Origin of the sequence: Devosia sp. 1566, from assembly GCF_004005995.1 — a bacterium.
Taxonomy (GTDB): Bacteria; Pseudomonadota; Alphaproteobacteria; order Rhizobiales; family Devosiaceae; genus Devosia.
Genome location: NZ_CP034767.1, coordinates 2677762 through 2702984, shown reverse-complemented (window position 1 = coordinate 2702984; position 25223 = coordinate 2677762). Strand labels below are relative to the sequence as shown.

Annotated in this window: 25 protein-coding genes and 1 tRNA gene; 7 read left to right on the top strand and 19 right to left on the bottom strand. The window is 63.2% G+C overall.

Features of this window, described 5'->3' with window-relative positions:
- Positions 1-135: 135 nt before the first annotated feature.
- Entirely contained in the window at positions 136-1464 is a 1329-nt protein-coding gene (gene fliI, locus ELX51_RS13035) for a flagellar protein export ATPase FliI (protein WP_127753928.1), read from the top strand.
- A gap of 48 nt (positions 1465-1512) precedes the next feature.
- Positions 1513-1923, top strand: a complete 411-nt coding sequence (gene fliJ, locus ELX51_RS13030) for a flagellar export protein FliJ (protein ID WP_127753927.1) — start codon at positions 1513-1515, stop codon at positions 1921-1923.
- Positions 1924-1932: 9 nt separating this feature from the next.
- Here fliJ and ELX51_RS13025 read toward each other — a convergent pair whose 3' ends face one another.
- The 11 genes from ELX51_RS13025 to fliF all read right to left on the bottom strand — a co-directional run bounded on the left by ELX51_RS13025 (position 1933) and on the right by fliF (position 12948).
- Positions 1933-2868 carry a PRC-barrel domain-containing protein gene (locus ELX51_RS13025; RefSeq protein ID WP_127753926.1) on the bottom strand — a complete coding sequence of 312 codons (936 nt, stop codon included), beginning with the start codon at positions 2866-2868 and terminating at the stop codon, positions 1933-1935.
- Positions 2869-2943: 75 nt separating this feature from the next.
- Entirely contained in the window at positions 2944-3591 is a 648-nt protein-coding gene (locus tag ELX51_RS13020; RefSeq protein ID WP_164854862.1) for a PRC-barrel domain-containing protein, read from the bottom strand.
- 275 nt (positions 3592-3866) lie between these two features.
- Positions 3867-4328: a GNAT family N-acetyltransferase gene (locus ELX51_RS13015; RefSeq protein WP_127753924.1), complete on the bottom strand. Its 462-nt coding sequence runs from the start codon at positions 4326-4328 to the stop codon at positions 3867-3869.
- A gap of 44 nt (positions 4329-4372) precedes the next feature.
- Positions 4373-5437 (bottom strand): putative zinc-binding peptidase, encoded by a 1065-nt coding sequence (locus tag ELX51_RS13010; protein ID WP_127753923.1) that lies wholly within the window; start codon positions 5435-5437, stop codon positions 4373-4375.
- Positions 5438-5522: 85 nt separating this feature from the next.
- Positions 5523-7661 (bottom strand): flagellar biosynthesis protein FlhA, encoded by a 2139-nt coding sequence (flhA, locus tag ELX51_RS13005; protein ID WP_127753922.1) that lies wholly within the window; start codon positions 7659-7661, stop codon positions 5523-5525.
- Positions 7658-7852 carry a hypothetical protein gene (locus ELX51_RS13000; protein ID WP_127753921.1) on the bottom strand — a complete coding sequence of 65 codons (195 nt, stop codon included), beginning with the start codon at positions 7850-7852 and terminating at the stop codon, positions 7658-7660. Before ELX51_RS13000 ends, flhA begins: the two co-directional genes overlap by 4 nt.
- An 8-nt stretch (positions 7853-7860) precedes the next feature.
- A complete protein-coding gene (locus tag ELX51_RS12995) occupies positions 7861-9228 on the bottom strand; it encodes a sigma-54 dependent transcriptional regulator (RefSeq protein ID WP_127753920.1) in 1368 nt (455 codons plus the stop codon).
- Between the two features lie 12 nt (positions 9229-9240).
- Complete coding sequence (fliN, locus tag ELX51_RS12990; protein ID WP_248305347.1) at positions 9241-9534, bottom strand: flagellar motor switch protein FliN; 294 nt, start codon at positions 9532-9534, stop codon at positions 9241-9243.
- A gap of 38 nt (positions 9535-9572) precedes the next feature.
- Positions 9573-10229, bottom strand: coding sequence for a FliH/SctL family protein (locus tag ELX51_RS12985; RefSeq protein WP_127753918.1), 657 nt, complete (start codon positions 10227-10229; stop codon positions 9573-9575).
- 4 nt (positions 10230-10233) lie between these two features.
- Entirely contained in the window at positions 10234-11268 is a 1035-nt protein-coding gene (gene fliG, locus ELX51_RS12980; RefSeq protein ID WP_127755283.1) for a flagellar motor switch protein FliG, read from the bottom strand.
- Between the two features lie 51 nt (positions 11269-11319).
- Positions 11320-12948, bottom strand: coding sequence for a flagellar basal-body MS-ring/collar protein FliF (fliF, locus tag ELX51_RS12975; RefSeq protein ID WP_127753917.1), 1629 nt, complete (start codon positions 12946-12948; stop codon positions 11320-11322).
- Positions 12949-13085: 137 nt separating this feature from the next.
- Here fliF and ELX51_RS12970 point away from each other — a divergent pair, with 137 nt between their 5' ends.
- Complete coding sequence (locus ELX51_RS12970) at positions 13086-13514, top strand: glutathione S-transferase N-terminal domain-containing protein (protein ID WP_206524621.1); 429 nt, start codon at positions 13086-13088, stop codon at positions 13512-13514.
- A gap of 195 nt (positions 13515-13709) precedes the next feature.
- Here ELX51_RS12970 and ELX51_RS12965 read toward each other — a convergent pair whose 3' ends face one another.
- The 3 genes from ELX51_RS12965 to ELX51_RS12955 all read right to left on the bottom strand — a co-directional run bounded on the left by ELX51_RS12965 (position 13710) and on the right by ELX51_RS12955 (position 16211).
- Positions 13710-13988 carry a DUF1153 domain-containing protein gene (locus tag ELX51_RS12965; RefSeq protein ID WP_035102845.1) on the bottom strand — a complete coding sequence of 93 codons (279 nt, stop codon included), beginning with the start codon at positions 13986-13988 and terminating at the stop codon, positions 13710-13712.
- 138 nt (positions 13989-14126) lie between these two features.
- Positions 14127-14795 carry a flagellar hook assembly protein FlgD gene (locus tag ELX51_RS12960; RefSeq protein ID WP_127753916.1) on the bottom strand — a complete coding sequence of 223 codons (669 nt, stop codon included), beginning with the start codon at positions 14793-14795 and terminating at the stop codon, positions 14127-14129.
- Between the two features lie 9 nt (positions 14796-14804).
- On the bottom strand, positions 14805-16211 hold the full coding sequence (locus ELX51_RS12955; protein WP_127753915.1) for a flagellar hook-length control protein FliK: 1407 nt from the start codon (positions 16209-16211) through the stop codon (positions 14805-14807).
- Between the two features lie 249 nt (positions 16212-16460).
- On the opposite strand from ELX51_RS12955, the gene mnmA reads away from it, so the two are divergent.
- On the top strand, positions 16461-17612 hold the full coding sequence (mnmA, locus tag ELX51_RS12950; protein WP_127753914.1) for a tRNA 2-thiouridine(34) synthase MnmA: 1152 nt from the start codon (positions 16461-16463) through the stop codon (positions 17610-17612).
- Here mnmA and ELX51_RS12945 read toward each other — a convergent pair.
- Both ELX51_RS12945 and ELX51_RS12940 read right to left on the bottom strand, forming a co-directional pair.
- A complete protein-coding gene (locus tag ELX51_RS12945) occupies positions 17609-17815 on the bottom strand; it encodes a hypothetical protein (RefSeq protein WP_127753913.1) in 207 nt (68 codons plus the stop codon). The two genes, mnmA and ELX51_RS12945, sit on opposite strands and share 4 nt — an antisense overlap.
- A 157-nt stretch (positions 17816-17972) precedes the next feature.
- On the bottom strand, positions 17973-18923 hold the full coding sequence (locus ELX51_RS12940; RefSeq protein WP_127753912.1) for a ring-cleaving dioxygenase: 951 nt from the start codon (positions 18921-18923) through the stop codon (positions 17973-17975).
- A gap of 244 nt (positions 18924-19167) precedes the next feature.
- Between ELX51_RS12940 and ELX51_RS12935 the strand changes: the two genes are divergently transcribed.
- From ELX51_RS12935 to ELX51_RS12925, 3 genes are all read left to right on the top strand, one after another.
- Positions 19168-20406 (top strand): putative DNA modification/repair radical SAM protein, encoded by a 1239-nt coding sequence (locus ELX51_RS12935; RefSeq protein ID WP_127753911.1) that lies wholly within the window; start codon positions 19168-19170, stop codon positions 20404-20406.
- Positions 20403-21878 (top strand): UdgX family uracil-DNA binding protein, encoded by a 1476-nt coding sequence (locus ELX51_RS12930; protein ID WP_127753910.1) that lies wholly within the window; start codon positions 20403-20405, stop codon positions 21876-21878. Before ELX51_RS12935 ends, ELX51_RS12930 begins: the two co-directional genes overlap by 4 nt.
- 59 nt (positions 21879-21937) lie before the next feature.
- Positions 21938-22014, top strand: a tRNA-Met gene (locus ELX51_RS12925).
- A gap of 1745 nt (positions 22015-23759) precedes the next feature.
- Here the strand turns inward: ELX51_RS12925 and ELX51_RS12915 are convergent.
- The 3 genes from ELX51_RS12915 to ELX51_RS12905 are packed head-to-tail and all read right to left on the bottom strand — an operon-like array spanning position 23760 to position 25172.
- Positions 23760-24071, bottom strand: coding sequence for a hypothetical protein (locus ELX51_RS12915; RefSeq protein WP_127753909.1), 312 nt, complete (start codon positions 24069-24071; stop codon positions 23760-23762).
- On the bottom strand, positions 24071-24898 hold the full coding sequence (locus ELX51_RS12910) for a metallophosphoesterase (RefSeq protein ID WP_127753908.1): 828 nt from the start codon (positions 24896-24898) through the stop codon (positions 24071-24073). Before ELX51_RS12910 ends, ELX51_RS12915 begins: the two co-directional genes overlap by 1 nt.
- Positions 24899-24947: 49 nt before the next feature.
- On the bottom strand, positions 24948-25172 hold the full coding sequence (locus tag ELX51_RS12905; protein WP_127753907.1) for a hypothetical protein: 225 nt from the start codon (positions 25170-25172) through the stop codon (positions 24948-24950).
- Between the last annotated feature and the right edge of the window lie 51 nt (positions 25173-25223).

The window sequence follows — 25223 nt, the reverse complement described above, 5'->3', positions numbered from 1 at the left end:
CGCATGAAGGGGCCCTTGCGGTAGCGATAGAGCTTTTTGCTTAACGCGGGGTTACTGTTTGATTCGAGTTTTTAGCCACCGGCATCCCGACGTGAACACGTTTTCGGGAGCGGTTAAGGCGACGGGAGATCCGGCATGAAGGCGCTGATTTCAGCCATCGAGGCAATCGACGAGATTGAGGTCTTTGGCCGCGTCAAGTCCGTTCAGGGACTGCTGGTGGAAATTGTTGGCCCTGTCCGCGAGTTGCGGGTGGGCGGACGCGTGCAGATCGAAACCAGCAATGACGGGCAACTGGCCGCCGAAATCATCGGGTTCAAGGATGGCCACGCACTGTGCCTGCCTTTCGGGCAACTCGCCGGGGTTCGGCTGGGGTGCAAGGCCGTGTTCCAGCGCAGCGACGGGGCGGTGTTTCCTGCCCATGACTGGCTGGGGCGGGTGATCAATGCCAATGGCGAGCCGATCGATGGCAAGGGGCCGCTCGGGCGCGGGGCGCAGGCCTATCCGCTGCGCCAGTCACCCCTGGCGGCCCATGACCGGGTGCGCGTGGGCGAGCCGCTTGATCTAGGGGTGCGGGCGCTCAACACCTTCACCACCGTCTGCGAGGGGCAGCGGCTGGGGATCTTTGCTGGCTCAGGCGTGGGCAAGTCGGTGCTGATGAGCATGCTGGCGCGCAACACCAATGTGGATGTTGCCGTGATCGGGCTGATCGGCGAGCGCGGGCGCGAAGTGCACGAGTTCATCCAGGAGTATCTGGGGGAGGTGGGGATCGAGCAGGCGGTGGTGGTGGTTGCCACGTCCGATGAGGCGGCGCTGATGCGGCGGCAGGCAGCTTATCTGACGCTGGCCCTGAGCGAGTTCTTCCGCGACCAGGGCAAGCGGGTCTTGTGCATGATGGATAGCCTGACCCGGTTTGCCATGGCACAGCGCGAGATCGGGCTGGCGATCGGCGAGCCGCCAACGGCCAAGGGATATCCGCCCACGGTTTTCACAGAATTGCCACGATTGTTGGAACGTGCGGGTCCTGGGACAGCTTTTACGGGCTCCGTTACCGGACTCTTTACCGTTCTGGTTGAAGGTGATGATCACAATGAGCCCATAGCGGATGCCGTACGCGGCATTCTTGATGGGCACATCGTAATGGAGCGCGGGATTGCCGAACGGGGGCGTTATCCGGCGGTCAACGTGCTCCGGTCCATCTCGCGCACCATGCCAGGGTGCGTTCCGGCCTCGTTCAGGCCGGTCCTGGCAAAGGCGCGTGAACTCATGTCCATCTATTCGGACATGGAGGAGCTGATCCGGCTGGGAGCTTACCGGAAGGGATCAGATCCGAAAGTGGACCGCGCCATCGCCGTTTTTCCTGCACTCGAGGCGTTCTTGAGCCAGGAGCGGGAAGAAACGACCACGATTGCCGAGGGCTACCATATGCTCGAGGCCATTGTTGCGGAGGCGGGTGCACCGGGCTGAAAGGCCCGCTGCTCGGAGGTTTGACTTGGTGTGTAAGGAGTACAGGTCTTGAAATCGCGTAGCGAGAGCCTCATTCGGCTCAAGAAGTTCCAGGTCGACGAGAAGCGCCGCCAGGTGACGCAGATCGAAATGATGGTCAACGACTTCGAGCGCATGGCGAGCGAGCTCGACCAGCAGATCGAGATCGAGCACAGCAAGACCGGCATCTCGGATGTGGCCCATTTCGCTTATTCGACCTTCGCCAAGGCCGCCCAGATCCGGCGCGACAACCTGCTGGCTTCCGCCAATGACATGCGTGGCAAGCTTGAAAGCGCGCAGGACGCATTGGCTGAAGCGCTCGAAGACCTCAAAAAGGTCGAGCTGCTGGAGCAGCGCGAGCATCAGCGCGACGCGGTCGAACAGCTCAAGCAAGAGCAATCCGATTATGATGAAATCGGCCGGCTGCGGTTTCGCCGCTAGCACGAGGGGCTAGGGCACGATCACCATGCGCTGCTCGTTGCGAGCGGTGGAATAGGTGGCGGGATCATAGGCCGGTTGCGCTTCGAGCTGTTCGCGCGAGGCGTTGATGAAGAGATAGCGCATGCCCGCCGTATCGGCGGAAAACACCAGATTATCAAAGCCTACGGCGACCGGCTTGGCACCCAGGCCCAGAAACCCCCCGACATCGACAACCACGGCATCGATGGCGCCTTCGGGCGTTTCGACGACATTACCGATGGTGCCAATCTGCTCGTCATTGATGCCGTAAACCGCAATACCGCGCAGCTGATCGGCCGTTAGGCCGGACTGGTCGACTTCGCTGAAGCCGGTGCGATCGAGCGGCGCGGCTGCCTCGGCGGGCGCATCGGGCTGATCGGTGGTGAGTTCGGGATCGATGGGCGCGGCATTGGGGTCGCCATCGACCATCTGCTCCTGTTCTTCGTCCGGCGTCATCTCGGGACCCGTGGCCGCTTCGCTTTCGCTCCAGATAAAGGCGGGTGCCGCGGTCAATGCTTCGGCGGTGGTGGGCAGGACCCAACGGCGGCTGCCGTCTTCGCGCTCGATCTGCTGGAGCTGGGTGAAGTCAACGGCGACGTCTTTCTCGCCGACGCCCAGAAAGCCGCCTACGCCGAGCACCACGGCAGAAACGCCCTGGCCGGAGGTGACCACCATGTCCTTGACGGTGCCGATCTGTTCGGCGTCGTCCTCGGGCCCGGCATAAACCGTTTCGCCCAGCAGCACCGTTACCAGAATGTCCTCACCCCGGCTGGAATATCCCTCCGACAGGATCGTGGGAGGTGTAAGGCCGCTTTGCTGAAGCTGGCTTGGCGTTCCGCTGCGCGGCGTTGCAGCGGGGGACTGCGCGAGGGCCGGGGCCGCGAGCAAGAGCGCGAAAGTCGAAGCCAGGGTCAGGGGTCGTAGCATGGCGGTCTCCAGAAAGAGGCTCAAACAGAAAGGGCCGACCCAAAGGCCGGCCCTGAAGCGCTAATCCACAGGGGATTAGTTGGTGGTGGGAGCAGCCGGAGCCATGGCGCCACCGGCAGCAGGAGCGGTGCCATCGGCAGGAGCCGTGGTGGCATCGGTGTCTGCGTCAGCTGGCTCGTCTTCTTCCCAGACGAATTCAGGAGCGCTGGTCAGGGCATCAGCCGTGGTGGGAACAACCCAACGTTCAGTGTTGTCGGCAGCGATGACAAATTCGAGAACGTCGAAGGGAACGGCCACCGACTTTTCGCCGATGCCAAGGAAGCCGCCCACGCCGATCACGACGGCAGTGATCTGGCCATCCTGATTGAACACGATGTCGGTGATGTTGCCAATTTCCTCGGCGTCATCGCCAGCGGACGAATAAACGGCCTGGTCGATCAGCTGGGAGCCCAGGTTGTCGCTGTCGACGGCAACATAACCAGACGACATTTCAAAGGTTTCAACCGCAGCGCCTGGCTCAGCTTCAACAGGAGCCGGAGCATTGGCAGCCGGTGCCGGAGCCGTAGGGGCCGAAGTGGTCGCCGGTGCGGTTTCGGTGGTGGTCGTGGTGGTTTCGTTGTTGGCAGGTGCGTCGGTGCTCTGTACTGGAGTTGCGTCCTGAGCGATGGCGCCTGCAGTCATCAGTGCTGCGAATGCCGTAGTGGCCAAAAGGGTGCGGATCATTATAGGCTCCATAGGTTCATTGTTGTTATGAACAGGGCCGTGCGGTGCTAAACTTGCGAGGTGGCGCACCGTGCGGCCCTTGATGCTGTGGTAACGCAGCTGTGTGCGAGGGGTTCCCGGATTTGCCGACATTGCGTCGCAAGCCGAGCCCGCGCTTTGGCCGATACATGGGTTAAGGCGAGGCCGCGCCGGGTGCTGGCGGGACCCACAGGCCGAGGGGCTGTTGCGAGGGGAGTGAATGTGGGCGGCGCCGATAATCGGGCCGCGCGCGATCCTCAATCGGCGAGGGCGGCGGTGTCGCGGTCGTAGTTGCGCATGGCCCGATGAGGCATGCCACCATCCATCAATTCAGGGCCGAAGGCGACAAAGCCAAGCTTTTCGTACATGCCCAGCTTATCGGACTGCGCGGTCAGATAAAGGCGGTGCTCTCCCGCGGCGGCAGCCAGGCGGGTGGCTTCGGCCATCATCGCCTTGGCGATGCCGCGGCCGCGCCAATGCTGGCGCACGGCAACACGGCCGATCTTGGTGTGTTCGGGCAAGGCAATGAGCCGGAGCGTGCCCACAACTTCTCCTTCCGCGATGGCGGCAAGATGGGTCGCGGTCAGGTCGTAGCTATCGTGCTCTTCTTCCTCGGGCACTTTCTGCTCCCAGACGAAAACTTCGCGCCGCAGCGCGAAGGCTGCGTTGCAGAGGGTGGAAAAGACCGGGACGGGCAGGATGGTGAGAGGCGATTGCATAGCAGGGCCATAGCTCATGTCGGCCCCGCTGGGAACTGGCTGCGTCACTGCGCAAAGCGGCCATGCACCAGATCATGCACGAAGCCGAGCTTTTCGACCACGGCGGGGGTGAGCACGAAGGGATAGGCGTCGGGGTGGCCCATGGCGCGATTGAGATTGTTGAGCAGCAGGGCGAGCGGCACCCAGTGATCGGCAATGGTGGCGAAATCCTGCTGGCGATACGGGTTGAAATCGGCGTCCACGGCAAGGCTTTCGCCCTGACCCTTGGGGCGGGCGTGCACACCAAAGGCGGCGGCCATTTCCACGGTATCGGTGATGTGGAGATAATGAGCCCAGGTTTCGGCAAAATCCTCCCAAGGATGGGAGGTGGCATAGGCTGAAATATGGGTCTGGGGCCAGCCGAGCGGGGCACCATTGGCGTAATAGGTTTGCAGCGCCGCGCCATAATCGGCCCGGTCGTCACCAAAGAGGGCGCGGAAGGGCTCGATGGCAGGGGTGTTGTCGACTAACAGGTCCCAATAGTGGTGGCCGATTTCGTGACGGAAATGGCCCAGCAGGGTGCGATAGGGCTCGCCCATCTGGGTACGGCGCTTTTCGCGCTCAGCGTCGTCGGCTTCGAGGAGGGCGATGGTGATGATGCCGTTTTCGTGGCCGGTCATCACGGGCGCGCTGCCGGCGGGCTCGTCGGCCAGGAAGCGGAAGGCGAGGCCGTGCTGGGGATCTTCCCCGCGCGTTTGCAGCGGCAGGCCGAGTTCGATCAGGGAATAGAAGAGGCGCTTTTTGGCCCGCTCGATGGTTTGCCAGCGGCTCAGATTTTCCGGCTGTTCAATCGGCGGGATGGTTTCGTTGTGGCGGCAGGCGGCGCAGAACACATCCCCGCCGGGCGCGGCCTCGATCAGCCAGTTGCAGGCGCCGTGCTGGGCATTGGTGCAGAAGACATAGGGCTGATCGGGAAAGGCGGGCGAGGTCCAGTTGCCGCCGTCGTTCTGCACCAGGGAGACCAGGGCATTCTTGCCGGGGATATAGCCAAGTTGATGGCCACAAACTTCGCAAACGGCATTTTCGAAATAGATGGTGTTGCCGCAATGGTCGCAGTTGAACAGCTTCATGGAATGCCCCGGAGATATGCCAGGTCTCAATGATCAACGGGGTGGCCAGTTCCACCACTTGCCGCAGGCTGGAGGAGGGGGCCGGTCAAACGCTGCCAATGGTTTTAAGGCGGATGCGGGGATGCACCTCGTTCTGGCTCATCACCACGGTCTGCGGGCGGAAACGCTCGATGATGGAGCGCACATGGGGGCGGATGCCGGGAGAGGTGATCAGCACTGGCAGTTCCCCTTGCTGGGCGGCGCGTTCGAAGGCGGTTTGAATTGCGCCAATGAACTGCTGCAGCCGCGAGGGGGCCATGGCGAGGTGGCGGTTGTCGCCTTCGCCGATCATGGCTTCGGCAAAGTCGCGCTCCCAGGTGGGCGACAGGGTCAGGAGCGGCAGGTTGCCATCGGGGCCGAGATTGGCGGCACAGAGCTGACGGGCGAGGCGCGAGCGGACATGCTCGACGATCATCTGCATGGAACGACCCGGGCCGGCGATTTCGGCGACACCTTCGAGGATGGTCGAGAGGTCGCGGATGGAGATGCGCTCGTTGAGGAGAGTCTGTAGCACGCGCTGGATGCCCGACACGGTGATGAGGCCGGGGACGATGTCCTCGACGAGCTTTTGCTGCTCCTTGGGCAGGCCGGACAGGAGTGACTGCACATTGGCGTAGCTCAGCAGGTCCGCGACATTGGCCTTGAGCACTTCGGTCAGGTGGGTGGAGATCACCGTCGAGGGATCGATAATCGACAGGCCGCGCAGTTCGGCCTCGTCGCGCAGAGCTGGCTCGATCCAGGTGGCGGGCAGACCGAAAGTGGGCTCGGTGGTGTGGTGACCGGGCAGGTCGATAGAGCGGCCCATCGGGTCCATCACCATCAGTTGGCTGGCCCAGATCTGGCCGTGGCCAGCTTCCACTTCCTTGATGCGCACTTTGTAGTCATTGGGCTCGAGCTGCATGTTGTCGAGGATGCGCACGGGCGGCATGACAAAGCCCAGCTCGGTCGCGAGCTGACGACGCAGCGCCTTGATCTGTTCGGTGAGACGGTCGGAGCCGTTTTCGTCTTCCTTGACCAGCGACAGCAGGCCATAGCCGAGCTCAAGCTTGAGTTCGTCGATCTTGAGGCTATCGGTGATCGGCACTTCAGGAGCGGGGCCGCCGGGGCTACCGATCTGGGGCGGGTTTGCCAGCGCGGCGAGGCGCGTGGCATCGGCCTGCTTTTCGCTCTTGGTCGCAGCGGAGCGCCAAGCCAGGTAGCCGACGCCCGCGGCGATGGCGAGGAACGGAATGACCGGCATGCCAGGCAGAAAGGCCAGGAGCCCCATCACGGCGGCGGACATGCCCAGGGCGCGCGGATAGCCGGTGAACTGGGCGGAAAGGGCTTTGTCGGCGGAACCCGTGACGCCAGATTTGGACACGAGAATGCCGGCGGCGGTGGACACGATGAGGGCGGGGATCTGCGAGACAAGACCGTCGCCGATGGTCAGCAGGGTATAAACATTGCCCGCTTCCTGGACGGTAAGGCCTTCCTGCATCATGCCAATTACCATGCCGGCAACGACGTTGATGAAGGTGATGATGAGGCCGGCAATGGCGTCGCCGCGCACGAATTTGCTGGCGCCGTCCATGTTGCCGAAAAAGGCGCTTTCGCCTTCGAGTTCGGCGCGGCGCACCTTGGCGGTAGCTTCATCGATCAGGCCAGCCGACAGATCGGCATCAATGGCCATTTGCTTGCCCGGCATGGCGTCGAGGCTGAAGCGGGCCGCCACTTCGGCGATGCGGCCCGAGCCCTTGGTAATGACAATGAAGTTGACCAGCACCAGAATGGCAAAGACCACGACGCCGATGATAAAATTGCCGCGCATCACGAAGTTGCCGAAGGCTTCGATGACATGGCCGGCGGCGTGGGTGCCGGTGTGACCTTCCGACAGGATGAGGCGGGTGGTGGCAAGGTTGAGGCCGAGCCGCAGCATGGTGGCGATCAGCAGAACCGTCGGGAAAGACGAGAATTCCAGCGGCTTCTGGATAAAGAGTGCCGTCATCAGGATCATCACGGAAAAGACGATCGAGACTGCCAGCAGCCCATCGAGCAGGAGCGGCGGCATAGGCACGATGAGAATGACGATGAGGCCCATGACCCCTGTCGCAAGGGCAATATCGCCTGAGCGCAGAGTATCGAGCACGGCCGCGCCAGTCGGCAGCTTGAAGGCCGGGCGGGTGCGCAGGGTGGGCAGCTCACTCATGCGGTGGCCTGGTCCGGGATGGTGTCGTGCTCAGCGGGAAAAGCTTGGGCAGTTTCCCAGGCCTGGGCTGCCGCCGACGCCGTGCCGAGCTGATCGGTGCTGACAGCAAGGGTCAGGGCGGCAATGATGGCCAGGGCCAAGGCCGACGGCTCGCGCGAGGCGAGTTCGGGCTTGCCCGCAAGGGGGCTCACGGGGCCCATCATGCCACGGCCCTGCGTTCACCGGGATCGGGCACCAAAGTGCCTTCATCGGAATATTGGTTGAGCTTGTTGCGCAGAGTGCGGATGGAGATGCCAAGGATATTGGCGGCGTGGGTCCGGTTGCCCAGCGTGTGATCGAGGGTGTCGAGGATCAGGTCGCGTTCCACATCGGCCACGGTGCGGCCCACAAGGGCACGGGACATGGCTTCGGCGGTTTGCGCCAACTGGGACGAAAGGGAGCCCGCGGATGCCACTTCATGCAGGCCCATGCCGTCGGGCAGGACGATGGCGTCGGCGGTGATGCTTTCGCCCGAGGACAACAGCACAGCGCGGTGCAGCGTATTTTCGAGTTCGCGGACATTGCCCGGCCAAGGAGCGCGGACCAGGGCGTCGCGCGCATCCTCGGCGAGGCTGCGCGGCGGCAGGCCATTGGCCTTGCTGTATTTGGCCACAAAATGCTCGGACAAGGCGATGATGTCGCCCGGCCGGTCCCGCAGGGCGGGGAGCTTGAGATTGACCACGTTGAGGCGGAACAGTAGGTCTTCGCGGAAGGAGCCTTCCCGCACGGCGTCGGCGAGGTTGCGGTTGGAGGTGGCGAGGATGCGGATATCCACGGCCACCGGCTTGCCGCCGCCGACGCGATCGATCAGGCGCTCCTGAATGGCGCGCAGCAGCTTGGCCTGCAGCCGCACATCCATTTCGGAGATTTCATCGAGCAGGAGCGTGCCGCCCGAGGCTTCCTCGAACTTGCCGATGCGGCGGGCGACGGCGCCGGTAAAGGCGCCTTTCTCGTGACCAAAGAGCTCGCTTTCGAGGAGCGCCTCAGGGATGGCGGCGCAGTTGACCGAGATGAAGGGTTTTCCAGCGCGCTTGGAGCGGGAATGAACATATTTGGCGATCACTTCCTTGCCGGTGCCGGACTCGCCGGTGATGAGGATGGAAGCGTCGGAGCCCGCGATCTGGTCGGCCATTTTCACGATGCGGGCCATGGCGGGGTCGCGGAACAGGAATTCGGAGGAATCCCGAGCGACGGCGGCGATCACGGCGGCAATCAGCTCGGCATCGGGGGGCAGGGGGATGTATTCCTTGGCGCCGGCACGGATGGCGTTGACCGCGGCCGCGGCATTGGTTTCCACGCCACAGGCAACAACGGGCACGGCGATGCGCTCGGCTTCCAGCCCGCCGATGAGCCGAGCGATGTCCATCATCACATCGACCAGCAGCAGATCGGCTCCGCGGCCGGCGCGCAGCGTCGCGAGGGCAATATCGACCGAGGGGGCATGTGCGACCTTGGCGCCGCCATCCATGGCCATCTTGGTGGCGGTGCTGAGCTGGCCTTCGAGAGCTCCGACGATGAGTAGACGCATGGCGGTGCTCCCTTATTGTGGCTTGATGACTTCGGTCATGGTGACGCCGAGCCGGTTTTCGACCAGCACGATTTCGCCGCGAGCGACGAGGCGGTCATTGACGAGGATCTCGACGGCTTCGCCGACCTGACGGTCGAGTTCGATGACGGTGCCGACATCCATGCGCAGCAATTGGGACACCGGCATCTTGGTGCGGCCCAGGACGACCGAGATGCGCACGGGAACATCAAAGACGGCTTCGAGGTCGGCCGCGGTGCGCTCGAGATGAGCTTCGGGACCACGAGCCATGCCGCTGGCGGCGGCCATTTCCTCAAAGTTCATGTTGTCGCCGTCGTTGGGGGCGCTCATGAATGGGGTTCCTCATGGCTGATCTGCGGGTGGCCGCCCTCGAGATAGGCAGCGATGCGCCGGTCGATGTCGGTGGAAATGGAATCAAGATCGCGCACGAGGCCGCCATCGACCCATTCGAGCCGGCCGTCGCCCAAGCGCTGTTCGGGATCGCCCATGACGATCAGGCGGCCGCTAAAGCCGGAGGTGGTCATATGAGCGGTGGCAATGTCGCGCACGCCATCAGCAATATCGGGGTGGCAACGGATCACAAGGTGCGGCACGCCTTCGAGGTTGGCCATGCATTCGGCGATGAGGCCCTCGAGCTCCGCGGTGGGTTCGCGGGCCAAGAGTTGCAAGGCGAGCTTGCGGCCGATGCTGGCGGCCAGTTCCACCGCTTCGCGGCGGCTATTGGCGGTCGCATCGTCAAGGGCCGCGGCCATTTCGGCGCTGCGGGTAGCAAGGGTCGCGGCAGCAGCGGCGATGGTTTGCGCGGCCATGGCGGCGGCGTTCTGGGCGCCGGCGGCAAAGCCTTCGGCATAGCCCTCTTCGCGCGCTTCGGCGACCAGGCGGGCCACGAGGTCTTCGGCCATTCCGGCGCGCGGTGAGACCGCGGCAGCACTGGGGCGCTTGCCGAGGTCGAGATCGAAGGTGAAGCGAGCGTGACTGGCCATGGTGCTAAGCGATCATCTGCTCGTCGGACTTGCCCTTGAGGATGATGATCTCACCCTGAGCGGCCAAATCCTTGGCTGTGGCGACCATGCGGCCCTGGGCTTCATCGACATCCTTGAGGCGCACGGGGCCAAGCGCTTCCATGTCATCCTTGAGGAGCTTGCCGCTGCGGGCGGACATGTTCTTGAAGAAAAATTCCTTCATCGTTTCGTTGGCGCCCTTGAGGGCGAGCGCCAGCTCGGCCTTGTCCATGCGCGCCAGCAGAGTTTGAGCCGCCGAAGCATCGAGCTTGGCCAGGTCCTCGAAGGTGAACATCAGTGACTTGATGCGCTCGGCGTCTTCGCGGCTGTTTTCCTCGAGGCCGGTGATGAAGCGGGCTTCGGTCTGGCGGTCGAAGGAATTGAAGATCTCGGCCATCTGCTCGTGGCTGTCGCGGCGCTTGGTATGCGACAGGGTCGACATGAATTCGGTGCGCAGCGTGTTCTCGATCTTTTCGAGAATGTCCTTTTGCACGGGATCAAGCCCGAGCATGCGCTGGATCACGTCCATAGCGAGTGCTTCGGGCAGAACGGCGAGCACCTTGCTGGCGTGCTCAGGCGCGATCTTGGACAGCACCACGGCGATGGTCTGGGGATATTCGTTCTTGAGATAGGCGGCGAGCACGTCTTCCTGAACGTTGGAGAGCTTTTCCCACATATTGCGGCCGGCGGGACCGCGGATTTCCTCCATGATGGAGCTGACACGATCGGAGGGGAGGAAGGACAGCAGCAGGCGCTCGGTGGTTTCGGTGTTGCCCGATAGCGAGCCATTGGCCGACACGCTGGTGACAAACTCCACCATCAACTCGTCCAACATGGCCTGGGTGATCGGGCCGAGGCGCACCATGGCGCGGCTGAGCTGGCGGATCTCGACCTCGTCGAGCTCATCGAAGATGGGCTTGCCGTGATCGGGGCCGAGCGCGAGGAGAAGCGCTGCAGCCTTTTCGTCGCCCCTCAGCGAGCGGTGTGGCGCATCGTTGCCAACCACCAGCTGCTTGCCCATGGAACCTATGGCGTCGGTGGTGTCGAGGGATTGGGAGACCAGAGCCATGGGTTATGCCGCGCTGCTCAGCCAGTCGCGCACGATCAGTGCGGCCTGCTTGGGATTTTCTTGAACCAGACTACCCACGGTCTTTAGCGTCTGGAGCTGGCTTTCGCCCAAGGTGCGGGCATTGGCCATCCAATCGGGCGCGCCGGTAACCGATTCGGGCGCTTCGATGGGCACGAGCTGACCTTCGGGGCCCAGCGCGACGGGTGCGCCCAGTTCGGCACCGGAGGGGAGGGCGAGAGGCTGGGGTTCAGGGACCAAGGCGCGCTTGAGCAGGGGGCGCAGCACGAAGAACACGAGGGCCAGGGCGATCAGCAGGGTCACGGCCATTTCGGCTGCATTCATCAGGTCGTCGCGCGTGAAGTCGAGGAGACCCGCGGCGCTGTCGGTGCCCGGCAGGTTGAGCTCGGGCCGTTCGGAAAACTGCATGTTGACCACGTCGACGCTGTCGCCGCGGCTTTCCGAATAACCCACGGCGGAGCGTACTAGGGTGAGCACCTGGGCAATCTCTTCAGCCGAACGGGGGCTGTAGGTCAGATTGCCCGCGCCATCATCGGCATAAACGCCATCCACCACCACAGCGACGGAAAGGCGCTTGATGCTGCCCGCTTCGGTGACGGCAGTCTGGGTGGTCTTGGAGATTTCGTAGTTGGTGACTTCTTCGGACGTGGTGCCCTGCTCGAGCGTGCCATCGGCGGCAGTTTGGGAAGCGCCGGGCAACTCGTTGGCGATGGTCACCTGGTTCTGATTGGCGCCGGACTGGTTCTCCTGCTCGCGCAGCTGGGTGGAGCGGACGACCTGGCCTTCGGGGTCAAAGGTCTCCGAAGTGGTGGTGGAGCGGTTGAAGTCCATCTCGGCCGCAACTTCGACGCGGGCACGGCCAACGCCAACGATGTTGGCGAGCATGTCTTCGAGGCGCGTACGGAGGCGGTTTTCGTAGCCAAGGGTTTTTTCGGCCGCTTCGCCGGCGAGGGCGCCCTGAGCGCTGTCACCGGTGCCGGAGGCGAGGAGGGTGCCGGCATCATCGACAATGGAGACGCGGGTCGGCGAGAGACCCTCGATGGCGGAGGCGACGAGGTGCTGGATGGCGCGGATTTCGCCGGCAGCCAGTTCGCCGCGCACGGACAGGACGATCGAGGCGGAAGGATCCTTGCGCTCGCGCCGGAACAATTCGCGCTCGGGCAGAACCAGGTGAACCCGGGCGGACTTGATGCGGGCCAGCGAAGAGATGGTGCGGGCGAGTTCACCTTCAAGCGCGCGAACATTGTTGATGTTCTGCACAAAGCTCGTAGCGCCAAGCGTGTTCTGCTCGTCGAAAATCTCGTAGCCAACCTGGCCGCGAGTGGGCAGCCCGGCCCCGGCGAGATCCATGCGCAGCTTGGTGATCTGCTCGCGCGGCACGAGGATGGTATCGCCTTCGCCACGCAGCTCGAATGGGATATTGAGGGTTTGCAGTTCGGTAGTGATCGCGGACGAATCTTCCAGCGTCAGCCCGGTGTAAAGCGGCGCCAGGTTGGGGGCTGAAGCGCGCATCATCAGGAAGGCGAAGAAGCCCAACATCAGCACCGCTACGGTGGCCATGGCAGCAAGGCGCGGCAGGCCAATGCGGTTGATGAGCTGGGTCAGGTTATTCAAGTCGGTACTCGAGGTTCACGTCACCGGCGATGAAAGCTGCCGCCCGGCAAAAATTACCTAGTGTTTGGTAAACATTGTCTTAACTTGTGGGTGCCCAGCCGTTGCGCGGGCAAAAATTGCCGGACGGGAGAGCAAGTGTGTTGAAAGTGCTGGGGCGGGTCACGTCCATCAATGTGCGCAAGGTCCTGTGGGCGGCCGATGAGTTGGGACTCCCCTATGAGCGGGAGGATTGGGGCCTGCCCTTGCGCGATCCCAAGGTGCCCGAGTTCCTGGCGCTCAATCCTAATGGACAGATCCCGGTGTTGATCGATGATGGATTCGTGCTGTGGGAAAGCAACGCGATCCTGATCTATCTGGCGGAAAAGGCAGGTGACGGGCGCTTGCTACCGAGTAGGCTGCAGGAGCGGGCGCGGGTGCTGCAATGGCTGGGCTGGCAGGCGAGCGAGCTTAATCCGCCCTGGGGCTATGCCGTGAATGCGCTGATCCGCAAGACGCCCGGCTATGATGATCCCGAGCAGATTACTGCGTCACTGCGAGCCTGGGCCTTTCGGTGCATCGCTGGATGAGCGTGCAGGCGGACAAGCCCGTGTTTGCAGCAGTGCGAGAGTATTATGAACGGTTGCTGGGCCGGGAGGCGGGGGCAAGATGGATGGGGGCGGAGACGCCCTAGGGGGACGGGTTGCGGGCCTTGTGCCAAGAAAACAAAAAACCCGCAGGGCGGACCCGGCGGGCTTTGGTGCTCGTTATCGGTTTGGACCGGATCAGCCCTCGCGGTAATGCTGGATCCAGGTGGTCCGCAGGCCGGCAAGTCCATGCTTGTCGATGGCAGCCTGCCAGTTCAGGAACTCGTCGACGCTGAGTGTGTAGCGGTCGCAGGCCTCTTCGAGGCTGAGCAGACCACCGCGCACCGCAGCAACAACTTCGGCTTTTCGCCGAATGACCCACCTCCGCGTATTGGCGGGGGGAAGATCTGCGATCGTGAGCGGACTTCCGTCCGGTCCGATAACGTACTTAACGCGAGGACGCATCTGTACGGTCATTTTACTCTCTACTCAACCTGACCATAGGAAGGCAGAGTAGCGATGCTGACTTAAAATTCAGCTAAGGGGAAACGAACAACAGGTTAAGAATTAGAAGGAAAATCAAGGTATTCGGGACGCAAAGCGTGTCGCGACGGGTCAGGTGCCCGGCGTGGGGGTGCGCACATCCCGGACCTGAGAAAGGGGGTATTTGGAGGTGCCGATGGTCAGCAGCGGCTCCGTGCCCGAAAAGTCCACTGCGTTCACGATCCCGACCGCCGCCGTGGTGATGCCGACAGTATTTCCGCTCAGATCGGTACCGGTGATCTCGATGGAATACAACCCAGCAGGTTGAGCTAGCCCGTTGGAGCCCTTGCCGTCCCAAGCGAACTGGCCGTTGCCCGCGGGAAGCGAGCCGTTCTCGGAGTAAACGATGCTGCCGGCGGCGTTCTTGATGTTCACCTTGGCGTTCTGCACGGCCCCCGAGGCGACATAGCCCCACAGAGCCTTGCCGCCCTTGAGCTCGGAGGAGGTGCCGGCGACGGTGACTTCCTTGCCGATATAGTTGACCGCGTCGGTTTTGCCGGCGCTTTGGCTGGCCATCATCATGGCTTCAAGGAAGTCGTTGGTCTTGAGCTGCTGTTCCACGCCAGTGAACTGCACCAGTTGCTGGGTGAACTGGTTGGTATCCAGCGGCTCGAGCGGGTTCTGGTTCTTGAGCTGGGTGGTCAGGATGTTGAGGAAGGTGTCGAAATTATCGGCAATGGTGTTGCGCGAGTTGCTGATCGCACCGGCGGCAGAGGTTGCGGATATGCCATTAACAGCCATGATTGTTCCTCAGGCGATGATGTTGACGCCGCCAGCCGCAAGGCTGCCGCGGTAAAGATTGACGCTGGGAAGGGGTAGCGGGTCGGCATCGCCGCCGCTCGGGCCGCCACCGAACGAGCCTCGGCGTTCCTGCTCCTGCCCATTGCCCTGGCGCCCGTCGCCTGGGGATGGGTTTTGCCGGAGGGAGAATTCGAGGTTGGTCTTGCTGGCATCGAGCCCGGCCTGCTGCAGGGCGCGTTCCAGCCCGCGCTGATCGCGCTGCATCAGGTCAAGGGTTTCGCTCTTGTCGACGATGAGGCGGGCATTGACCTGCCCCGCTGCATCGAATTCGAGCTTGACCTCGATGCGGCCGAGCTCGGGCGGATCAAGGCGGATCTGGAAACGCGAATTTCCGGCATTGGCCTGGTGCACCAGCTCAAAGGCGAGCTGGGGCAGGTTGAGCTGTTGCTGGGTGGTCTGGTAGCCAGGCTGCACGGGACGGAGGGCGGCGGCGGCGACTTCGGCCCGGTTGAGCGCGCTGGGCAGGCTTTTGGCCGCAGCCGCATCGAGCGGGGGCTCGGCGGTTGCGGGAACGGGCTTGGCGTCGGTTTCGGCAGTTGGCTGGGTGTCGGTGCCGAGAGCCGGGTCAGGCTCGATGCTGGGCTGCGCGAGCGTCGGTGCCGTGGGGCCGGTGGGGGTGAGGGGCGCGGCAGTGCTGGTGCTCGGGGCAGCCGGATCGGCGGGAGGGGCGGCCGGGGTGGCGCGGGTCAGCTTGGCGAGGGCGTCTTCGAGCGCGGCGGCGCCGGCGGCAAGGGCCTGCTGATCAAGGCCGGGACCGGCTTGCTTGAGGCCGGCGAGCAGTGCGGCGAGCTTTTGACCCAGCTCGGGGCCGCCCTCGGCGGCATCGGTGCCAAGAAGCTGGTCGGCCAGCGGGGCGAGGGCATTGGCTAGCTGTTGCGCAAAATCACTGGCCGGTTCGCCACTGGTCGCTGGCTGGGCGGGGGTAGAGAGGGAGATGCCGAGCTGGTCGGCGAGCCGGCTGAGAGCGGTGCTGGCCGCACCGAGGTCGTCGCCTGAGGGAGACTGGCCGGCGGCAAGGCTTTGGGCGATATTGGCGAGGCTGTCGAGCAGCTGCGGCAGGGCGGGCGGTTCCGGAGCGAGAGCGGCTTCAGCTCCCACAGCCAGCCCAAGATCTTCGGCTTCGATGTCGGCTTCGCCCGCAGTTTCGAGCCCGATTTCGAGCGCCTTGCCCAGGCTCAGGTTGAAGCTCGAGGCCGATGTGGTGCCTGGCGTGGTGCCGGCATTCGCGCCGGTGAGCAGGCTGGCAAAGGCGTCAAAGGGCGAAGCGGGTGCAGCGTCGGCATCGGCGGGCGAGCCAAAGCTTCGCGTGATGTTGCCTGCACCGGTTGCGACCGAAAGGGTAAGATGGGATGCCACTTTGCCGAAAAATCCTGCAACTACTCTCCCTCAGCCATGCAAGGAGCTTGCCAGTGACCGGGCTGGGCTAAGTGCTTGTTTGCGCTGAGCTGTGTCGCAGAAGGCGCAGGCATGGCTCGAGACGGGAGGGTGCATTGCGCTGGGTGGGCGGCAAAAACTGCCGGGCGGCGTTGCAGCGCATTGCTGAAAGGGCTAAGAGGCGCGGGACAGTTGTCCGCTGGCCCTTGAACCCAACCGGATGCAAGAAAGATGCTGAATTCGCTTGATATCGCCAAGCGTCCGCAAGATACGCGCGTTGTTGTCGCGATGTCGGGGGGCGTGGATTCCTCGGTTGTGGCGGGCCTGTTGGCTCGGCAGGGCTATGATGTGGTTGGGGTGACGCTCCAGCTTTATGATCATGGCGAGGCCACCCATCGCAAAGGCGCGTGCTGCGCCGGGCAGGACATCCATGATGCCCGCCGGGTGGCGGCGGCACTCGATATTCCCCATTACGTGCTGGATTATGAAGAGCGCTTCCAGCGCTCGGTGATTGCGCCGTTCGCCAATGCCTATCAGCAGGGGGAAACCCCGGTGCCCTGCATTGCCTGCAACCAGTCGGTCAAGTTCGTCGACCTGCTGGAAGTAGCCAAGGATCTTGGCGCCGATGTGCTGGCGACGGGCCATTATGTGCAGTCGCGGCTGGGCGAGGATGGGCGGCGGCAGCTGTTCCGCCCGGTCGATGGCGACCGTGACCAGACCTATTTCCTGTTTGCGACCACCCAGGCGCAGCTCGACTTTTTGCGCTTCCCGCTGGGGGGAATGAGCAAGGCTGCGGTGCGCGAGCTCGCGCGCGAAATGGGGCTCGAGATTGCCGACAAGCACGATTCGCAGGACATCTGCTTTGTGCCGCAAGGCAAATATGCCGATATCATCCGCAAGATGCATCCCGAAGCGGTGGCGCAAGGCGAGATCGTCCATCTCGATGGCCGGGTGCTGGGGCGCCATGCGGGAATCGTCAATTATACGGTGGGGCAGCGCAAGGGCCTCGGCGTGGCAGCCGCCGAGCCGCTTTATGTGATCAAGCTCGAGCACAAGACCGGGCGCGTCATTGTGGGGCCGCGCGAGGCGCTCAAGACCCATACGGTGCGGTTGCGCGATGTGAATTGGCTGGGGGCGCGGCCGCTGGCCGAAGCTGCAGCCGGCAATGGTGCACCGGTTGAGGTCAAGGTGCGCTCGACGCGCGGGCCGCAGCCGGCCGTGATCCAGATGCGCGATGGCGCGGTTTATGTGACGCTGGTGGCCGGCGAATATGGCATTTCACCCGGCCAGGCCTGCGTGTTCTACGCCGATGACAGCGCCACGTCCGAAGTGCTGGGCGGTGGGTTCATCGCGGAAGCGGTGCCGGCGGTGTTTGCCGCCTAGTTGGCGGGGGCAGGCGCTGGCTCAGTGAAGCCCTTTTGCAGGGGGATCGCGTCTTCGGGGGCGATGTTCTGTTCGGCCTCGATCGTGTCGTAGTTGCGCCATTGCACGAGATTGGTGAACACCGTCGCTGCCACCGTGATTACGGCCAGCCCGATGAAAATGGCGAGCACCCACTGGCTGGAATTGAGTTTTCGCACGGGCATGGCAGTTGCCTTTGAAAGTGGTCAACGGGGGCGCACCCCATGGGATGCGCGCCGGGTTTAGCACCTTCGCTGCGCTTTGGCTAAGGCCCTGGTGACGCGCCGCGCCGATAGGCTCTCCTCCCCAGTCGGGGAGAAGAGCTTGTGGGCTGCAGTTGGCTTAGGCCAGGGGCTTGAGACCCGCTTCGATGCTCGCCCGCCGGCTTTCGAGGAAGGGCGGGAGCGCCAGGCTTTCACCCAAGGTTTCCATGGGCTCGTCAGCAGCAAAGCCGGGCACGTCCGTCGCGATCTCGAACAGAATGCCATTGGGCTCGCGGAAATAAAGCGAGGTGAAGTAGAAGCGCTCGACTTCCCCGCTCGAGCGGATGCCGAACGAGTTGACATGGGCGATCCACTGCCGGAGCGTGTCCTGGTCGGGCGTGCGGAAGGCCACATGGTGCACGCCGCCGGCACCGGGCCGTGCGGGGAGCAGACTTGGGTCAACCACCACGTGCAGTTCGGCGGCGGGGCCTCCGGGTCCCATCTCGAACACATGGGTTTCCCCATTGCGCCCGCGAGCGGGATAGGTGCGCACCTTGCGCATGTTCATCACCTGCGTCAGGACCACTTCGGTGCGATCGAGGCGCGGCACGGCAAGGCTGATCGGCCCAAGGCCGATGATCTGCCGCTCGGCAGGAACGGGCGACTTGGCCCAGGGCACGACCTTGTTGGCGGGATCGAGCACCAGGCGGAAGCGCTGGCCTTCGAAATCCTCGAAATCGAGCGAGGTATGACCGTTGCGTTCCTTGATGGCCGAGGTGCCGACGCCCTGCGCCTGCAGGTGCTCTTTCCACCATTGCAGGCTGTCCTCGCTATCGACGCGCAGGCCAGTGCGGCTGACAGTGTGGTTGCCGCGCTGCTCGCGGGCGGCGTCGAAATCAAAGAAGGTCAGGTCTGCGCCAGGCGAGGCCACGCCGTCACCATAGAACAGGTGGTAAGCAGTGGTGTCGTCCTGGTTGACGGTCTTCTTGATCAGCCGCATGCCCAGCGTCTGGGTATAGAACTGCAGGTTCTTGGCCGCCTGGGCGGTGACTGCGGTCAGGTGGTGGATGCCGCCAAGCTGAAGGTCCATTGGTGTTCTCCTTGGAGTGCACATGCTCGTCAGCCGAGCCTTGGTGCCGTTGCCCTCAAGATAGGTGAAGTTGCCCGATCCCGTCAGCCCATGGCGCCATAACGGGTTGTTGCGCCTGAGCGAACAATGGAACCCCATCGTTTCCAGGGCGAGGAGGCGATCACAAGCTGGCTAGAACAGGTTTTCGCCGGTGCTTTTATTCGGTTCGCGCGTTAAGACTGGCGTGAACAGATGAGGAACGTGGATGGCGGCTTTAACCCTTCGGCGCAAGCTGGCCGTGTTGTCGGACGCCGCCAAATATGATGCCTCCTGCGCTTCCAGCGGCACCGAGAAACGCAACAGCAAGGCCAGCGGCGGCATTGGCTCCACCGAGGGAAACGGCATTTGCCACTCCTATGCGCCGGACGGGCGCTGCATTTCGCTGCTCAAGCTGCTGCTCACCAATTTCTGCATTTATGAATGCAGCTACTGCATCAACCGCTCCTCGTCCAATGTGCAGCGGGCGCGCTTTTCCGTCGAGGAAGTGGTGGGACTGACCCTCGACTTCTACAAGCGCAACTATATCGAGGGGCTGTTCCTGTCCTCGGGAATCATCCGCTCGCCCGACTACACGATGGAAGAAATGGTGCGGGTGGCGCGCAGCCTGCGCGAGGACCATCACTTCGCCGGCTATATCCATCTCAAGGTTATTCCCAATGCCGCACCTGAACTGCTGGCGGAGGCCGGGCGCTGGGCGGATCGGCTATCGACCAATATCGAGCTGCCGACCGATCTGGGGCTGGAGGCACTGGCGCCGGAGAAAAAGCCGAGCGAGATCCGCACGGCCATGGCGCGCATCCGCGGCAAGCTGGCGGAAGCCGCGCCTGAGCCAAAGACCAAAGCCGAAAAGCCCAAATATGCGCCGGCGGGGCAATCCACGCAGATGATCGTGGGCGCCGACGCCGCCAATGACGAAGCCATCCTGACGCGCGCGGCAGGGCTGTATTCGGGCTACAAGCTTAAGCGGGTTTATTACTCGGCCTTTTCGCCCATTCCCGACTCCAGCGCCAAGCTGCCTCTCAAGGCGCCGCCGCTCCTGCGCGAGCACCGGCTCTACCAGGCCGATTGGCTAATCCGGTTCTATGGCTTTGACGTGCCCGAGATCGTGGCGGGCGGGGAGGGTGGGTTGCTGGACCTGGCGATCGACCCGAAGCTCGCCTGGGCGCTCAAGCATCGCGAGCGCTTTCCCGTCAATGTGAACCGCGCCGACCGCGAACTGCTGTTGCGGGTGCCGGGGCTGGGGACCAAGAGCATCGAGCGGATCATCACGACGCGGCGCCACCACAGTTTGCGCCTTGAAGATGTGGCGCGCATTGTCGGCTCGATCGATGCGGTGCGCCCGTTCATCGAAGCGGTGGACTGGACGCCGGGCGGCATGACCGATGATGCAAAGCTCAAGGCCAAGCTGACGCCGCAGCCCGAACAGCTGAGCCTGTTTGCATGATTTCGGTGCGGCTGGAGGAGCGCAACGACTTTGCCGAATGGCGCGGCAAGGCGCGGCAGTTGTTGCTGGCGGGCGTGCGGCCCGAGCAGGTGATCTGGCGGGGGCCGGGGGAAGAGAACGGGCTGTTCGAAGCGGGCGATTCCATGCTGCCAAGCGGGGAAGGGGCGGTCGGGAGCGTGCCGCCCGCCTTTATCGAGCTGGGGCAGTTGGCCATCTGCAACAATGATCCCGAGCGGTTTGCTCTGCTGTATCGCTTCTTGTGGCGCCTGCTGGAGGATCGCGGGCTGATGACGGCGGCCTCCGACCCCGATTTGCTGCGGCTGACGGGGATGGCTTCGGCGGTCCGGCGCGACAGCCACAAGATGAAGGCCTTTGTGCGCTTCAAGGCTGTTATCGACGATAGCGGGCTCGAGCGCTTTGCCGCCTGGTTTGAGCCCGAGCATTTTATCCTTGAACGCACGGCGCCGTTTTTCGAGCGCCGCTTTGCCGGCATGATCTGGGCGATCATCACGCCCTACCGCTCCGCCTTTTGGGACGGGCAGGAGCTGTTGTTCGGGCCGGGCGGGCAGAAAAGCGATGTGCCCGAGGACGATGCGGTCGAGGGCGACTGGAAGACCTATTTCGCCTCCATCTTCAATCCTGCCCGGCTCAAGATCGGCGCGATGAAAGGGGAGATGCCCATGAAATACTGGCGCAACCTGCCGGAGGCCGAACTCATTGCTCCCCTGATCCGGGGCGCCAGAGAAGCGGAGCGGGAAATGATCGAGCGCGTTTCGAGCCAACCACCGGCGCGGCATCTGCGGCGCCCGAGCGAGGTGCCGGCAGTGCAGGATGGCGAGCGCGAGGTCGCCTCGCTCGCCGAGGCACGCGCGGCCGTGCAGGAATGCCGGCGCTGCCCGCTGTTCGAATTTGCAACGCAAGCGGTGTTCGGGGAAGGACCCGAAGCCGCCGACGTGATGTTTGTTGGCGAGCAGCCGGGCGACCAGGAGGATCTGGCGGGGCAGCCCTTCGTGGGGCCAGCGGGCAAGGTGCTGGATGCCGCGATTGAAAAGGTGGGGATCGACCGCGAGCAGGTCTATGTCACCAATGCAGTCAAGCATTTCAAGTTCGAGCCGCGCGGCAAGCGGCGCATCCACCAAAAGCCCAATGGGGGCGAGGTGGAGGCGTGCCGATTCTGGCTCAATCTGGAGCGGGCGTTCGTTAAGCCCAAGGTGATCGTGGCGCTGGGCGCCACGGCGGCGTCGAGCCTGTTGGGGAAAGCGGCAACGATTTCACGGCTGCGCGGTGCGCCGATCACCATGGATGATGGCACGATGCTGTTTGTGACCAATCATCCCTCCTATTTGCTGCGCATTCCCGAGCGGGAGCGCCAGGAAGAAAAGCGGGCCAAGTTCGAGGCGGACCTCGTTTTGGTGCGCGACGCGATCGAGCGGGTCAGAACAGCGCAGAACTCAGTTGCGTCACACACTTGACAGCGCCGCTCGCCAAAACTAGGTATTCGCGCATCGGCCTTATCGAGGCTGAGCCGTGAGGCGGAGTAGCTCAGTTGGTTAGAGCAGCGGAATCATAATCCGTGTGTCCCCAGTTCAAATCTGGGCTTCGCTACCACATTGAAATCGTTGGTGTTTTCGCCCTTTATGGGGTCGGAAACACCGGCGATTTTTTCGTTCCGGGGACCTGCTGGGACAAACCTGGGACAAACCACAGCAATCACGTGCGACGGTTAACGATTTTCCACAGCCCGCCGGAGCCGGCGGACGGATCGACAGTGGACATTATTTCGTAGGGTCTTGGCTTTCGCGTCGGGCTGCGCGATGGTGTTGTCGCGGGGTGGGCGGCCCGGCCATTATGTGTCCGAACCGCCCGTCGCCCCAGCCAGCCGAGACTACTGCGAGCGGGTGTGGCATTGCTTGCCGGCGGCCACACCCTTCGTCGGCACCCCTATCTATAAAGCCCGAATCATCCGCGCGCCTCCCCTTGCGTGCTCGTTATCAACGGGTTCCTGTGAATAGTAGCTGATGTGCCCTCTGGGGCGTTGAACGATGTTCCTGTTGTGTTCTACATTGCCGCATGGGAAAAAACCCGACGGCATGTTCGTCGTCTGCAGCTGCCAGCTGTGCAAGCGGTCGCGCATCTACCTGGCGAGCGACCTGCTGGAGATCTACCACTCCGAGACATTCGTGCGCGACCTGTTCGGCGGGCGTTGCCCCAGGTGCCAGTCTGCGGACTTCTGGCGTGCCCGGGAGCGGCATGCCACCAACAGCGACGTCGGGATGCTGACGGTGCGCCGGCTGGCGGGTGTGAGGACGACACCGCTCTGGCGGACGAGCTCTACAGCGCGCCGCCGACGAAGGGATGACATGAACATTTCTGCACACACTTCGGCGGATTGGGTGCAGAAATGTTCATGGACGGAAACACGCCCGATCCGGCGATCCGGGTATATTTTAGTCCACCGGCCATGCGGACTTATTTATACCAGGGTCCCGAAGCTGGTATAAATAAGTGCATGCACGGCGGAGCGGTCCACGGCGGCAGGTTTGGAAGTTAACTGCCCTTAGCTTCGCTTTCCATGTACCGATTGCCGGAGCCTGAAACCACTACGCGTTACCTGATCGTTAACACGTAGTGGCACCCGTGCTAGGCTATCCTCATGTCCGATCTCGCCTACGTTCTGTCGATAGTGAACGCGCCCTACGCCCGGCAGCTGACCGGGCCGGAACTGGCGCACGCCTTGACCGACCTCGGCCTGGCAAGCAGTACTCAGGGCAAGTGTCGTCATTTTTCGGAGAGGTCCCACTCGATAGCCAGCTTGCCTTCGCGGCGGCGCACGGCATTCCTCCCGGAGCGCTGAAGGCGGCTGCCCTGGAGTTTTCTGACTGGAGCGGTGAACGCTACCGATTGCTAGGGCTCCACCTTCGCTGACTGATTTTTCCCAGGCAGGCCGGGGGTTTGGCCGGGAAACAGGCCGATTTCGCTGAGAGAAGGCTCCACCAACTATTTCCAAAATGGAAACAGTTCAGCGCCATCGCTTATAGGCAGCAAAAAGGGCCGCCGAAGCGACCCTTTTCCCGTCCCCGCAGGGATGATGTGTGAGGTGGACAGCACAACGGCGGATGTCCACCTCTGACCGGGCTTCCACCGGTCCACCGCGTCTACGGTTGGCCATCGCGTCGGCGAGTTATCCGACAGCTTACCCGCCTAGATCCGGTCTATGTAAAGCCGCCTCGTCGAGCTCACTGTCGGGCGTACCTTGGCGACTAGGCTTTTAGGATCGCGGATCCCCGCGAGAACCACAAGTGGGGGCTGTTAATTTTTCGCTCCACAATTGTGGCTGCAGAAATTAACACGGCTCACATCCCCGGCGGCTTGGGCTGGTCGTCATCGTCCAGATCGCCGTCGACTTCCGCCCTGATCTCGTCGGCCAGGCGCTCGGCCATCGCCAGTATCCGCTCGAGCCGGCGGGTGTCGCGGGCGCCGGACTGGCCGACGACTTCGCCGGTGCCGAGCAGCTCGCGGAGCGGCCCGGCCCGATCAGCGGGGATGACGTACATGCCGTCGCCCCGCTCCAGCTCGAGGTCGACGATGTTCACAGCCGGGGGCATGTCGTGGCCGAGCCAGATGTGGATGTCGCCGTCCCATGCGATTGCGATCTGAAGCTTCATCACGGCCCTCCTGGCTTGGGCGTGTACCCGCCGATCTCGACCACGAGTGCCGGGTCGAACGCTGCGTTCTCGTTCCGGAACTGCCTATTCGGCAGCTTCTCGGGATACCCCTTCGGATTGCATACGATCCGCGTCTCGCCGATCGTGTAGTCGAAGCTGTCGTGGGTGTGCCCATGGATCCAAGCCGACGGCTGGTATTTCTGGATCAGCCAGTCGAGATCGCTGGCGTACGGCGGCGTGAGCGTCTCCTGGAAGAACCTGGACGGCACGGACTTGGGCGAGGGACAGTGGTGGGTCACAACCACCGTATCGCCGTCGTGCGGCGTTGCCAGCGTGCTCTCCAGCCACTCGAGGCTGCGCTGGTGCATCGCCCGCGCATGCTGTGGCTCGAAAGGAATTGTCGAGAAATCCTTCAGCTTGATGCGGGCGAAGTCGTTCATGCCGCGCTCGGCGATATCCATGTAGCGGCCCAACAGCTGCTCGTTGCCCTTCGAATAGAGATCGAAATCAGTCCACAACGTGCAGCCGACGAACCTGGTGCCGTCGATGACCTCCACATCGTCGTCGAGCAGCGTGACGCCGGCGCGAGGGGCATACTGGCCAGCCAGGCGCTCCTCGCGCTCGATGCTGCTGCCATAAAATTCATGATTCCCGAGGACTGTGACGACAGGCATGTGCGGGCGGATGTAGTAGCGGGCCCACTCGACGGCGCGAACGCCGCCTTTGGCGATGTCGCCGGCGATGACCCACACGTCCGCGTCCGGGATGGCAGGCGGCTGCCAGGGGCCGAATTCGGTGTGCAAGTCGCTGATGGTCCAGATGCGCATGATGTACCTATTTCTTCACGGAACGCAGGATGTGCAGGATTGCGTGCGGCTAGGCCACCAGGTCCTCAAGGATGCCGTGGACTATGTTGCCCTGCTCGAAAGCCATAAGGGCCATTTCGTCGAGCAACGCCTGGTCATACCAGATAACGTAGTCGCGCTCGGCACCCAGGTGCCGGTTGGCCTCGTCGATGGTGTGGCCGATCTCGATCATCTCGGCGGCATTCTTGCGGGCAAGGGCCCAACGGGCTTTCGCGGTACGGGTAAACAGCTGCATCGGTCTCTCCAACGATGTGTGTGACTGCAGTGTCCCCCGGGGGGATGCATA